Consider the following 12,625-nt stretch of genomic DNA (forward strand, 5'->3'; position numbering starts at 1 on the left):
GCTTCCCCTTCCGTTCATAGATTGCAGCCAGCTTTTTCATGTCTTCACTTTGCGCACGAAGCGCACGCCTGTCCACTCGATGACGGCGACCAACCCAGTCTTTTCAATTTATGAGTTCACGGCCTAAACCAGGCGAAACAGATTGAGTGCATCGGTCGTCCTGATATCGACTCATTGATTCGGACATCGGGGTGATGATGACGATTTGTCGTCGAGTCCCGGTCAAGTTTCGTGGTGCTGAAGCGAAATATCAGTGGAAGACCAAAAAAATAAAAGAAATTCCGATGATATGAATATATTTTGATTTGGATTAGGACTCATCGGTAAAAATCATGTATCATCCCTTCATCGGTGTCGCTGTTCCCCACAAGCTGATGCCGAATGACGGTAATTTTGTTGAGCCGCCGCTTGTGAAAGCCGGAGGCTCCTTATGTCCCAGGAAAATCATTACGATTATCTCTCGCGACGCGAACGCGAGTGTCGTGAAGCTGCCGAACGAGCTGAAGATCCAGCGGTCCGCCTCACCCATATGACTTTCGCGAAGCATTATGCGAGGCTGATCGATGCGCCCATCGCCCAAGGGCAAATCGGATGAGAGGCGTCAGCCAGACTCGGGAGACGCGCGAAGATCTCATTGCGCGTGCCCGCACGGCAATGCGCCAAGCGGAGGCCGAAAAAGTGCCGAACCGCGCACGGATTTATGTGGAGGCTGCAGAAACCTGGCTGCGATTGGCGGAGCGCAAGGTGAAGCGGACTGCTCAGGCGTCTCAACAGCTTTCACTGCCAGCTTGTCGCGCGTAGACGATCAGGAGCGATGGGCTTTCGCTGTCAGGCTTCTGGCGCAGCATGGTGGTCGCGTCGGAGATGTTGTCGAGGAACGGGTCCATCATTTTGGAAGGCTAGGTGATGAAGATGCCCTGATCTTCTGGGGTGATATCGCTGAAAAGCTGATCCAGTTGATGGGGCCGGAGAACGGCTCCGAGTCGAACTGATGGTCGCTTGCCTTGCTCCCATCCTTACCAAAAACCTGTCAGGCCGAGATCATTGTCGGCGCGGATGGCTCAGGAATCGTTCGCGTGACCCTGATCCGGCCAGTCGCGAGGCATGGCCATGGAGGAGCGGTCACAACGGCCGCAGCGATATAGCGGTGGGACGCCTCCGCGACTCACGGCCAGCGTGAACCGTCCGATGATCAGGAAGGCAACAGGGACAACCTCGCCCCTTGTGCCAACGGAATCCCTGTTCTGTGACCATCGCGCGTGGCCCTTCGCCCCGCATGAACATAAAAGGTCGCCCAACTGGGCTTCTGGCTTATGCAACTGACGCTCCGTCAACGCGGTCGGCGCTTGCGCCTAACCTATTTCAAGCGAGAGCTTTGCAGATGCTCCCGGTCGCTGACGTGCTCGGTCGGTTTCAACGATGTCCGCTGATAGCAGATGGTGAGCAATACGGCGAGTCGAGCTTGGGCTGTATTCATGCAGGTTTCCCGCCCGCAGTTGTGTCCAGGGCAGTGGTTCGACCGATCCTGCGACCTGTCATGGCGCTTCGGCAGGACTTGATAATACAATCCAGCGCAATGCATCGCTTATGACTTCCGGACTGAGGCGGAAGCAGTTTCGGGGAGCGGACGATTTCATCGGAAACCCGCGTCGGGCTACGGGCGGTAAAATCAACGTAGCGCCAGCGCGATTTCACCTCGGCGATCACATCCTGACCACGCCGTATCGTCGTCTTGTAGAATGCGATTTCTCGCTGAAGCTCGCTGTCAGCCGGTCGTGCGGAAACGCTGGTCGGCGATACCTGATGTCGTGCTTCACGGCGATCCCCAGGAAGTTGGCCACTGTCTCTGGTGATGCAATCCGTTGCCAATGATCGAGCACACCAGCCTGTATTCATTTCGAATATTCGATATTATTCGCACAGCATATGCAGTTGATATCTGGACCTTTGATGATCATGCCAAAATCATGATGATGTGATGAATTCATGGATATCCGAATGACGCCGCGTATCTGCTTGCGCGCTTCAAATTTATTTTTTTTAGAATTTTTTTCGGGTTCTCTTGCCGTCGGGCTATCTTTTTTTCGGATTGGCCCTATGATTTAAGGAGCTGACGTCGCCTGCGACGGATATCGGGCCGCTATTGGCTCCCCTTTGTCCCTTTCTAGCCTCACGACGCCGGGATGTGCCGCTGTTGGCGCATGCCCGTCACGCATGGGATAAAGGATATCCATATGATCACCGGAACCGTTAAATTCTTCAATGCTGACAAGGGCTTTGGCTTCATCGCGCCGGAGAGCGGCGGCAATGACGCATTCGTGCACGTCAGCGCTGTCGAGCGCGCCGGAATGCGCACGCTCGATAAGGACCAGCGTATCTCCTACGAGTTGGAGACGGATCGTCGTGGCAAAACTTCGGCGGTGAACCTGCAGGCTGCCTGAGGATGCTCGACCGGCGGAGGTTTCAGGATCTCCGCCAGTTTTTCAGGGGATCAGGAGGCGTCATGTTGTCTTTGCAGTTCTACCAGGAGCAGGCGGCTCTGCAGCAAATTGCTGCCGATAACGCGACGCTTGAAAATGTTCGCGAGCGCTGTCAGCGCGCCGCTGATACGTGGGCGGCTTTTGCGGCTCGCAGCGAGCGCGCGGAGAAAGCGCGTATAGAGGCGGCGTCCGAAAAGCTGCTTGCTGGACTGAGTGAAAATCCTGACCAAGGGTGCGCGACAGTCTGAGTGCGCTGTACGCAGCGGTCGTCAGCGGTGCTCAATCCAAATCTGAGGTAATCGATATTTTTGACTATGGCTGTCGCGGACGCGACGGATGCCTTCCTTTTTGCGGGATCGGCATGTGAGCCTGGCTTTGTCCAGGCCGGACGGTGCGTGCGAGGAAGACCCGACACCATGGGGGGTGATCATCGACACTGCCGCCATCCCCGGCGGCGGCTATTTGCATCTTCTTCGTCACGAGCAGGATTATGAAATTCTGTTTGGTGACGAGCAATTGATGGGTAGCTGGGATTATCATTCAGAAAGGGCCCTGGCGACGCTCGTCTTCGATCGGTTGGGAGCACGTGTTGATCGTGTACTGGTCGGTGGATTGGGCATGGGCTTCACGCTCGCCGCCGCGCGCTCCGTGTTGCCTTCCACTGCGACCATAGTCGTAGCTGAACTCGTTCCGAAGGTTGTGGCTTGGGCCAGCGGTCCTCTCGCCCACATGTTCGGGGATTCACTCGGAGATCCGCGAGTGTCGATCGAGGTTCGGGATGTGCACGATATGATCGTGGAAAGTCGCTCCAAGTTCGACGCGATCCTGCTTGACGTCGACAATGGTCCGGATGGCCTCGTAAGCGAAGCCAATGAGCGGCTTTACTGCAACTGGGGACTCAAGGCAGCCTATGCCGCACTCAGGCCGGGCGGCATGCTCGCGGTCTGGTCGGCATATCCTGACGATGCTTTTTCGGAAAGGCTTCGGACGGCGGGTTTCGAACTGGAAGTCGTCAGCGTGGATAGCGGGGACGAACAGTATCCGCCTCACGTCATTTGGCTGGCGGCTAAACGACTCGCGTCGGAGTCGATCAGATTCTCAGGCTCATAGTTTCGGAGAAACTTTATGTCGTCAAAGGTCGTCCGCCCCTATCTTTTGTCGAAGGATGAAGACGGAGCTTTCAGGGTTACCGTGCGCACAACGCGGTTCAATTCGCAGGGCTATCCTCTCGTGTCGAGTGAAATGCTGGACGATGTGTTTCGGACCCAGGCTGCGGCGCGCGCGTTTGTGAAGGAAACATTCCGCGTCGAGGCGGCTCAAATCGCTACGAAGTGACAGGCTCCCAAGTGCAAAGCCAAGGTGCCGGATGAGGCATCGCAGGTCCAGCGCAGGTCGGATTTTCGATTTTCATTGGGCCAAAGCGCTTTCAGTAGGAAAACGCCCAGAGGCGTACGCGGGCCAGTTTGGGTCTGGCGTGGGTAAGCCAAATCTACCTGCCATTACAGCCTGAAAACCGCAGAAAACCAACGTACTTCGCAAATTCTGGAGAGGCCTTCGTAATGCGAGGGTCAGGTGTTCGAGTCATCTAAGCAGCAGCACCTTTTTGCGCTTCCCAAGCTGGTGGAATCAGGCCGACCTGCGGATGCCGCGTGGACGTATGGGCGTTGCGACCAAAACGGCACCCATGCCGGATCATTCACATTGCCGACAGCCATGGGCGATCAATGTGCGCCTTTCAGAAGGAATGACGCATGATCCGGATTATCGCCGCCATCGCGCTGTGTATCGGCGCTCCAGCCCTGTTCGCGTCGCCCACGGCCGCGCAGTCGGCGATCGCGCTGGGGGAGCGTCCGATCAAGCGGGCGGAGGTGGTCGCTTTCGTGAAGCGGCAATTCGCGCAGATGGATGTCAATCGCGACGGGCATGTCGATCCCAGGGAGTATGAGGCCTATCGCGCGGCCCAGGGCGACAGGACCGGCGCGGGGCTCGGCTATATCGGCCGCCGCTGGTTCGAGCGCGCGGATGCAAATGGCGACGGCCGCGTGACGCCGGAGGAAGCGCAGGCCCGGCCGCTTCAACTGTTCGACATGGCCGACGCGAACCGGGATGGCGTCGCGAGCCTTCAGGAACAGTCGGTGGCCTCCCTCTTCATGGGGCGCTGACCGGGACGGCGAACGGCTTTCAGCCCAGGTCCGTAATGACGCTCAGGCCGACCGCGTCGGAGGTGCCCATGCCGGTGAGCGCGTCGATCCCCTCGGCAAGCGCGATGCGCCGGCCGATCAACGCGCCGGGCGCGATCCTGCCGGATTCGAGCATCGCCAGCATGGCGTCGTAGCGCCATGCCTGCATGCCGTGGCTGCCATAGATCTCCAGCTCGTGGCCGATCACCTGCGCCATCGGGATCCTGGGCGTCGCTTCGTCGCCGACCATCAGGCCGATCTGCACATGCCGGCCGCGCCGGCGCAGATTCTGGATCGAGTTGAAGCAGGTCGTCGGATGCCCCAGCGCGTCGATCGACACATGCGCGCCGCCCCCCGTGATCTCGCGCACGGCTTCGACGACAGACGGCACATCGGCGGCGTTGACGGTCGCGACCGCGCCGCATTCGCGGGCGAAGGCGAGCTTGTCGTCCGCCAGGTCGATCGCGATCGGATGCGCGCCCAGTGCCGCCGCGATCATGATCGCGGACAGGCCGACACCGCCGCAGCCATGGACGGCGATCCATTCGCCCGGCTTCAACCGGGCCTGATCGACGACGGCGCGAAAGGAGGTGGCGAAGCGGCATCCCAGGCTGGCGGCGGTGGCGTCGTCGACGCTGTCGGGCAGCGCCACCAGATTGGTGTCGGCGAAATCCAGCGCGACATATTGGGCGAAGGATCCCCAATGGGTGAAGCCCGGCTGGAACTGGCTGGGGCAGATCTGCTGGTTGCCCGAATGGCAGGTTCCGCAGCGGCCGCAGCCGGAAACGAACGGCACCGTCACCCGGTCTCCGATGGCGAAGCGCCGGACGTCGCGACCGATCGCGACGATGCGGCCGGCAAGCTCATGGCCCGGCACGTGCGGCAGGCCGATATCGGGATCATGCCCCATCCAGCCATGCCAGTCGCTGCGGCAGATGCCCGTCGCGCCGACCTCGATCACCACGCCGCCTTCGCCAGGCTCCGGATCGGGCAGGGTTTCGATCGTCGGCGTCCGCCCGAACGCATCGTAGAACATCGCCTTCATCCTGGGATCCGCCTTCGTTCCGTCATCGACGGGATGCTCTTGGGCAGGATGCCGCCCGGTTCCAAGCGGAAAATTGAGCGGCCGCACCGTCGCGGCCGCTCGCATCGGGTTCAGGCGCCGGGAAAATCGGTCGAGATCGAAACCGGGCGCCACTGCGCGAGGATCGCGGCATCGGAGAGATGCTTCGCCTCGATCGCCGCCACCGTATCGCTGCCCAGCGGCAGGCGAACCGGCGGGTTCGGCGCATCGGCGAATTCGACGAGCACGCGCGCCAGCCGGTCGGGATCGCCCGGCTGGGCATGGTTGAGGCCGGCGGCGCGCGCCCGCACCGCGCCCGCGGTGCCGGCATAGTCCGCGATCGCGTGCGGACTCACCGAAAGCGACGTCGCGTCGAGGAAGTCGGTACGGAAATAGCCGGGTTCGACCACCGTGACATGGATGCCGAGCGGGGCGAGTTCGGCGTGAAGCGATTCGGACAACCCTTCCACCGCGAATTTGGACGAACTGTAGACGCCGAAACCCGGACCGGCGCGATAGCCGCCGATCGACGAGATGTTGAGTATCCGTCCGGACCGCCGCGCCCGCATATGGGGAAGCACCGCGCGCGTGACGTTCAGGAGCCCGAACACATTGGTGCGGTAGAGGCGCTCGACATCCCCGGCGGTCGCCTCCTCGACCGCGCCGAGCAGGCCGAAACCGGCATTGTTGAGCAATATGTCGATCCGCCCGAACCGTGCGATGGCGGCGTCCGCCGCGGCCTTTGCCTGCGCTTCGTCGGTGACGTCGAGCGCGATCGCCAGCAGCCTGGAATGCGTGCCCAGCCGTTCGGTCACGCGTTGCGGGTTGCGCGCCGTCGCGACGACGGCGTCGCCCCGCGCCAGTGCCAGTTCGGCGATCCGCGCGCCGAAGCCGCGTGACGCGCCGGTGATGAACCAGGTTTTCATGACGGGTGTCCTTTCCGTTCAATTGGCAGGGGCCGGCGCGACGCGGGCCCAGAGTTCGTTGAATTCGATGGCGTCGAAAAAGGCCGAGGCCTTGATGATCCGGCCGTTCCGCATGTCGAGGAACCAGGCATAGGTGTTGACATATGGCTTGCCGTCCAGGGCGGTGCCGCGCGCGTCGAAGAAGGCGACGACGGTGTTTCCGTCCGCATAGAGATTGCGGACGCTGGGCCTGAGCGGCGACTGCATCCGCGCATTGAACGGCCGGATCACCTCCCGCATGAAATCCGCCTTGCTGGGATAGGTCCTCGACGCGACCGAATGGCCCTCGATCGTCCAGCGCGCATCGTCGGCGAGCAGGTCGAACGGGCTGCCGGTGCCGGCGCGCCAGGCGTCGAAACTCGACTGGACGGCATGGCGGTTGCGCTTCTCGGTCTCGGTCGGCGTTTGCGCCAGGGCCGTGGGCCGCAATGCGAACAGCGCCAGCGCGGTGGCGCCGACGCCCAGTGCGGCGTCGTAGATCCGGCGGGTGCGGGATTTCAGATGGGCGAGCATGGCATGGTTCCTTTCGAAAGATCCGGGGCGGCTGGGTAAGCCGCCCCGGCAGCGGGGATCAGATCCGGTTTTCCCAGGCGTCGAGCTGGTGCTGTTTCAGCATGTCCTCGATCACCTGGGGCACGACGTTGCGGAACTTGCCTTCGTCGGCGGGGACGATCTCGATCATGCGATCGATCATCTCCTGCGGGTCCATCTTGCCTTCGGGCGTGGCGAAGAAATCGTCGAAGCCCTTGCGCAGATCGGCGCGCTTGGTGAAGTTCTTCTCGTCGTCGAGCCAGCGGAACGGATTGTCCGCCATCGTCTCGTTATAGCCGGTGTAATAGGCGCCGGGATTGATCGTCTGGACCTTGATGCCATAGGCGGCCAGTTCCTGCTGCATCGCCTCGGCGAACGCTTCCAGCGCATGCTTGGTCGAGACATAGGTGCCCCAGTTGGCCGGGGTGAACAGCCCGCCCATCGACGAGGTGAAGACCACCTTGCCCTGCTTGCCCTCGCGCACCCATTTCTGGACGACGCCCTGGGTCAGCACCAGCGGCAGGAACACGTTGACCTCGTAATTCCTGCGAACCAGATCCACCGGGATCTCCCAGACCGGCCCGGCTTCGCCCATGCCCGCATTGTTCCACAGCACGTCGAAGTCCCAGCTCTGCGCCTGGCGGATGTCGTAGGGATCGGTCAGGTCGAGCCGCTCGACGCGAACCCGGTCCTCCAGGCCCAGGGCCTCCACTTCCTCGCGCAGCGGGGTGACCTGCGAGGAGACCTGGACGGTGGCGATGACGGTGTGGCCGTTCCGGGCCATGCCGATGGCGGCGCCCTTGCCGAAGCCAGAGCCTGCGCCGGTGATGAGGATCGTCTTGGTGGTCATGATGATGTCCTTTCGATTTGATGGGTTGAGTTGGCTGTGATGGTTGGTGGTCAGTTGCCGAGCGCCGCGAGCGCGGCCCTGGCGATGTCGAGGTCCTGGGCGACCGCGCCGCCGGAAATCCCGAGTGCGCCGATCAGCGTGCCTTGGGCATCCCGGATGGGAAGGCCGCCGGCAAAGACGACCAGGCCGCCATTGGTCTGTTCCAGGCCGGGCGAAGTGCCGCCGGGCTTGCAGAACTCGCCGATCGCTTCGGTGGGCATGCCGAACAGGGCGGCGGTACGGGCCTTGCCCAGAGCGATGTCGATCGACCCCAGAAGGGCGCCGTCCATGCGGGCGAAGGCCTTCAGGTTCACGCCGGCGTCCAGAACCGCGAGGTTGACCGGAACGCCGATTTCAGTGGCCCGCGCCTCGCCGGCGGCGATGATGGTGCGGGCGGCATCGGTGGTGATCATGGTGTTTCTCCTGCCTTGCGAGGATCGGAAGGGATGGTGTTCCCGTCCGATGAGGCAGGTTTAGGCGGCGGGCGCGGGCCGGTATTTCCAGATCCTGCGGAGTGATGCGCAGATCTTGCTCTTGAACCGATCTTGCCGATGTGCGGATCGGCGGCCGTCTATCGCAGATGCAGTTCCCGATACTGGCCGGGGGTCAGGCCGGTGGCCTTGCGGAACACGCGGATGAAATTCGCCTGCGAACCGAAGCCGGTGTCGAGCGCGATCTCGACCAGCGAGGAATGGGCAAGGGCCAGTTTGTGCCGGGCGGCCTGGACACGCCGATCGGTGATGTAGCGATGCGGCGTAAGCCCCGTGGCGTCCCGGAACAGGCGGGAGAAGTGGAACGGGCTGAGGCAGGCTTCGGCCGCGAGATCGTCGAGCGTGACATCTTCGGCGATCCGCGCCTCGATGAAGTCCAGCACGCGCTTCAGCCGCTTCTGATCGAGCGAAGGCGCCCTGGCGGCGGGCTGCCAGCGATCGACGGTGTAATTCCCGATCAGGTGCCCGGCGAGCGCCACCTGCATGCCGTCGATGAACAGGCGATCGGTCGGTTGCGGCGGGCGATCGAGCATCGATCGGAAGGCGGATCCGATCTGTTGCAGCGTCGCGTCCGCGAAACCGCCGGCATAGGCCAGCCGGGTCTTGGCCGGGTCGATATCGTAATCGGCGAGCGCGCTTGTCTCCATCAGCGTGGGCGGCAGGAACAGGTGGAGGCTCTCCACCGGACCCGAAAGCTCGATCCTGCTTTCATCCGTCCCCACGGGCACGATCCAGCTCGTGCCCGGCCGCGCGATACCCTCCTGCGCATTGCCGTCGCCGGTGCGGCCCACCTGTGCCTGCCCCGACAGGATCAGCACGATCTCCGTGCATTCGGGGGTGACCGCCGTTTGCGCGCCGCCCTCCAGCCGTCGATGCTCGACGCGCAGCGACGGCCAGGCCTCCGCGCTGCTCAGCCGTTCGCTTCTATGATATTTCCGGTCGCCGTGCGTCGTGATCGCCATGCCGATCCTCAGACGGCCATCTTATCCATTCGTTTCACAGTGGCAACATCCGGTGCGCGCACCGATCGACCGCGCGCAATGCCGCGGCAACGCAACGGGTGGAAGAGGCTGGCGGCCGCCGCCTCGGATGCGAGCGGCCGATCAAGGTACAGTGAAGGAATGACAGATGAAGAGTCGAATTCTTGTTGCGGCAGTATGCGCGATGGTGCCTGCGGGCGCCTTCGCGCAATCCGCGGATGAAGGCAGCTTCAGCGGCATGAAGATCGGGGTGTCGGCGGATTATCGTTCGCACGAGGCGGAATATCCGCTCACCCGCATCGGCACCACCATCGACAGGGACCGGGCGGGCTTCGGCTATCGCGGTCATGCCGGCTTCGACATGGAGCTGGGGCATATGCTCGTCATCGGCGCCGAAGCCGGGCTCGGCCGGGGCGGCAAGCGGCTGCGCGCCAAAAGCGCCACGGGCGAATATTCGCTCACGCCCGGCTGGAGCTGGGATGTCTCGGGCCGCGCGGGCATCCTGCCGGCGGACACTGTCCTGCTCTACGGCCGCGTCGGATATAGCTGGCTGCGGGTGCGGGAGAAGACCGATTTCGTGGCGACCACGGTCAAGGACATCCGCACCGGTGCCACCGAGAGCGGATTGCTGTATGGCGGGGGCATCGAGACCGCGATCGCGCCGGGCATCTTCGTCCGTGCCGAATATAACCGCGTCAATTACCGTGACGGTCTGCGCGCGTCGCGCACCCAGCTTGGAATGTCGATGAGTCTCTAGAGCGATTTGAGTCTCTAGAGCGATTTCGAGGCGGGCGGACCCGCCCGCCGGCTTGGAAATCGCGGTGAGTAAATGCAGCGATTTCGAGGCGGGCGGACTCGCCCGCCGGCGAAATGCCCAGGGTCGATCCGGTCCCGGATCGGCCCTGGGCCTGGCCCCGGCGGCGGCGCGACGGCCTGTCGTCCCCGATACGGCTCAATCAACGAAAACGGAGCAGCCTTGGTGCGGATATTGCTGGTCGAGGACGAGATGGAAATGGCGGCGGCGCTTCGTTCGGTGCTGGAGCGCGAGGGCTTCGTCGTCGATCATGTCCACAGCTTCGCCGATGCGCGCGAGGCCGCGATCGATGGCGACCACGATCTCGTCCTGCTCGACCGGACCCTGCCCGATGGCGAGGGGCTTTCGCTGCTGCCCGAATTGCGGCGCGGCAATCCCGGCGTGCCGGTGATCGTGCTCACCGCGCGCGGCGACATCGCCGATCGGGTTTCCGGCCTCGATCACGGCGCGGACGATTATCTCGCCAAGCCCTTCGCGATGGAGGAATTGCTCGCGCGGATCCGGGCGGTGCGCCGCCGCCCCGCGACCCTGGCCGCCGAACAGGTCCAGTTGGGAGAGCTGATCTACGACATGGCGCATGACGAGGCGCATGTGCGCGATATCCGCTTGGACCTGCCGCGCCGTGAATTGCGCGTGCTGGCCGCGCTGATGCGGCGGCGCGGGCGCACCGTGCTACGCCCCGCGCTCGAACAGGCGGTCTATGGCTTCGACGACGAGATCCAGTCGAACACGCTGGATTCGCACATATCGCGGCTGCGCAAGAAGCTGGCGGAATCCGGGGCGGGAGTGGAAATCCACGCGATCCGGGGCGTCGGTTACCTCCTCCGTCGCGCGTCATGAAGCGCCGCAGGCCGCGATCGCTCAAGCGCCGGCTGATCGTCCAGCTTCTGCTGTTCCATATCGTCGTGCTGTTCATGTTCGGCCTGGCCTTTGTCGCGTTCCTGATCCGCGCGGACACGGGCGGCGCATTGGTCGATCCCCAGATCACCGATATCGCGGCGCGCGCGATCGCGCGGCGGCCCGATGGCCGGCTGGAACTGAGGGAAACCGACGAGATGAGGGCGCTGCGCGCCGCCGTGCCCGATTACTGGTTCGTTGCGCGCAGCGGCCGCGGCGAGATCATCCAGGCCGGCGTCGTGCCCGAACCCTATCGGGCGCTCGGCCGGCAGCTCGATCGCGTGGGCTTCGCCGACATTCGCGATCTGGGCGAACCATCGGAGCTTTCGGCGGTCATCCGGAAGGCCGACGGGCCGGCGGGGCGCTTCACCGTGCTTGGCGAAGGCCGGCTGTTCAGCCTGACCTTCGTCGTGCTGTTCCTCTCCAACCTGCTGATGATCCCGATCCTGGCGCTGCTCGCGGTTATCACCGTGATCGCGATCCCGTGGATCGTGAGCAGGGCCTTTGCCGGCATGGCGACCGTCGCCCGCGAAGCCGAGCTGATCGATACCGATCGGCGCGGATACCGGCTCGCCGAAGAGAATATCCCGGCGGAGGTGATTCCGCTGGTGCGGGCGATCAACGGCGCGCTGCACCGGCTTGACGAGGGATATGACCGGCATCAGCGCTTCGTCGTCGATGCGGCGCACGAGCTGCGCACGCCCATCGCGATCCTGCAGGCCAAGATCGAGGGGCTGGACGATGCCCGGATCGTGAACCGGCTGGGGCGCGATGTCGGCCGGCTCGGCACGCTGGCGGAGCAGCTCGTCGATCTCCAGCGGATCGACAAGGGCGTGTCGCTGTCGCGCGGTGTCGATCTGGGGCTAATCGCGCAGACCGTCGCGGCCGATCTCGCGCCGATCCTGATCGCCAATGGCTGCGAGGTCGAGGTGATAGACCTGGGCAACGCGCCGGTCTGGGGCGATGCCGGTGCGATCGAACGCATCCTGTGCAATCTCGTCCGCAACGCGATCGAGCATGGCGGCGACCATGTCGTCATCCGCGTCCAGGGCTGCGCCGTCGAGGTGGAGGATAATGGGCCCGGCATTCCCGATCATGAGCGCGAGCGGATCTTCGAGCCCTTTTATCGGCTGCGCGCGCGGTCGACCGGGGCAGGGCTGGGCCTCAATCTGGTGCGGCAGGTGATGAACCGGCATCATGGGCGGATCGAGGTGTCGGACGCCCCCGACGGTGGCGCGACGATGCGGCTCGAATTTCTCGCGGCGACGCGATCGCTGCCAGCCTGACGCAATGCAGATGGCGTTGGCTGCCGCGATCGATCCGATCGCGAGGTTT

Annotated in this window: 15 protein-coding genes; 9 read left to right on the forward strand and 6 right to left on the reverse strand. The window is 63.4% G+C overall.

What is annotated here, in order from left to right; translation table 11 throughout:
- Window positions 1-563 precede the first annotated feature (563 nt).
- The 6 genes from K7G82_RS30285 to K7G82_RS06515 all read left to right on the forward strand — a co-directional run bounded on the left by K7G82_RS30285 (window position 564) and on the right by K7G82_RS06515 (window position 4,642).
- Complete coding sequence (locus K7G82_RS30285; protein WP_425517249.1) at window positions 564-992, forward strand: DUF6961 family protein; 429 nt, start codon at window positions 564-566, stop codon at window positions 990-992.
- 1,242 nt (window positions 993-2,234) lie between these two features.
- Window positions 2,235-2,441: a cold-shock protein gene (locus tag K7G82_RS06495; protein WP_222989055.1), complete on the forward strand. Its 207-nt coding sequence runs from the start codon at window positions 2,235-2,237 to the stop codon at window positions 2,439-2,441.
- 62 nt (window positions 2,442-2,503) lie between these two features.
- The gene (locus K7G82_RS06500) at window positions 2,504-2,728 is read left to right on the forward strand and encodes a hypothetical protein (protein WP_222989056.1); all 225 of its coding nucleotides are present in this window, start codon (window positions 2,504-2,506) and stop codon (window positions 2,726-2,728) included.
- Window positions 2,729-2,843: 115 nt separating this feature from the next.
- Window positions 2,844-3,590, forward strand: coding sequence for a spermidine synthase family protein (locus K7G82_RS06505; RefSeq protein WP_343228538.1), 747 nt, complete (start codon window positions 2,844-2,846; stop codon window positions 3,588-3,590).
- Between the two features lie 15 nt (window positions 3,591-3,605).
- Window positions 3,606-3,815, forward strand: coding sequence for a hypothetical protein (locus K7G82_RS06510; protein ID WP_222989057.1), 210 nt, complete (start codon window positions 3,606-3,608; stop codon window positions 3,813-3,815).
- Between the two features lie 416 nt (window positions 3,816-4,231).
- Window positions 4,232-4,642 carry an EF-hand domain-containing protein gene (locus K7G82_RS06515; protein WP_222989058.1) on the forward strand — a complete coding sequence of 137 codons (411 nt, stop codon included), beginning with the start codon at window positions 4,232-4,234 and terminating at the stop codon, window positions 4,640-4,642.
- 19 nt (window positions 4,643-4,661) lie between these two features.
- On the opposite strand, the gene K7G82_RS06520 is transcribed toward K7G82_RS06515, so the two are convergent.
- The 6 genes from K7G82_RS06520 to K7G82_RS06545 all read right to left on the reverse strand — a co-directional run bounded on the left by K7G82_RS06520 (window position 4,662) and on the right by K7G82_RS06545 (window position 9,561).
- Window positions 4,662-5,705, reverse strand: coding sequence for a zinc-dependent alcohol dehydrogenase family protein (locus K7G82_RS06520; RefSeq protein WP_222989059.1), 1,044 nt, complete (start codon window positions 5,703-5,705; stop codon window positions 4,662-4,664).
- Window positions 5,706-5,815: 110 nt separating this feature from the next.
- Window positions 5,816-6,649 (reverse strand): oxidoreductase, encoded by an 834-nt coding sequence (locus K7G82_RS06525; protein ID WP_222989060.1) that lies wholly within the window; start codon window positions 6,647-6,649, stop codon window positions 5,816-5,818.
- 18 nt (window positions 6,650-6,667) lie between these two features.
- The gene (locus tag K7G82_RS06530; protein ID WP_222989061.1) at window positions 6,668-7,201 is read right to left on the reverse strand and encodes a nuclear transport factor 2 family protein; all 534 of its coding nucleotides are present in this window, start codon (window positions 7,199-7,201) and stop codon (window positions 6,668-6,670) included.
- A gap of 58 nt (window positions 7,202-7,259) precedes the next feature.
- Complete coding sequence (locus tag K7G82_RS06535; protein WP_222989062.1) at window positions 7,260-8,069, reverse strand: SDR family oxidoreductase; 810 nt, start codon at window positions 8,067-8,069, stop codon at window positions 7,260-7,262.
- A 50-nt stretch (window positions 8,070-8,119) separates the two neighbouring features.
- A complete protein-coding gene (locus K7G82_RS06540) occupies window positions 8,120-8,521 on the reverse strand; it encodes a GlcG/HbpS family heme-binding protein (protein WP_222989063.1) in 402 nt (133 codons plus the stop codon).
- Window positions 8,522-8,679: 158 nt separating this feature from the next.
- The gene (locus K7G82_RS06545) at window positions 8,680-9,561 is read right to left on the reverse strand and encodes a helix-turn-helix domain-containing protein (protein ID WP_222989064.1); all 882 of its coding nucleotides are present in this window, start codon (window positions 9,559-9,561) and stop codon (window positions 8,680-8,682) included.
- A 166-nt stretch (window positions 9,562-9,727) separates the two neighbouring features.
- Between K7G82_RS06545 and K7G82_RS06550 the strand changes: the two genes are divergently transcribed.
- The 3 genes from K7G82_RS06550 (at window position 9,728) to K7G82_RS06560 (ending at window position 12,576) form a co-directional block, all read left to right on the forward strand.
- Window positions 9,728-10,336: an outer membrane protein gene (locus K7G82_RS06550; RefSeq protein ID WP_222989065.1), complete on the forward strand. Its 609-nt coding sequence runs from the start codon at window positions 9,728-9,730 to the stop codon at window positions 10,334-10,336.
- 222 nt (window positions 10,337-10,558) lie between these two features.
- A complete protein-coding gene (locus K7G82_RS06555; RefSeq protein ID WP_343228571.1) occupies window positions 10,559-11,233 on the forward strand; it encodes a response regulator transcription factor in 675 nt (224 codons plus the stop codon).
- Window positions 11,230-12,576 carry a sensor histidine kinase gene (locus K7G82_RS06560; RefSeq protein WP_222989067.1) on the forward strand — a complete coding sequence of 449 codons (1,347 nt, stop codon included), beginning with the start codon at window positions 11,230-11,232 and terminating at the stop codon, window positions 12,574-12,576. The genes K7G82_RS06555 and K7G82_RS06560 overlap by 4 nt, the downstream gene beginning before the upstream one ends.
- Window positions 12,577-12,625 lie beyond the last annotated feature (49 nt).

The sequence above is a fragment of the Sphingomonas colocasiae genome (genome assembly GCF_019880585.1).
Lineage (GTDB): Bacteria > Pseudomonadota > Alphaproteobacteria > Sphingomonadales > Sphingomonadaceae > Sphingobium_A > Sphingobium_A colocasiae.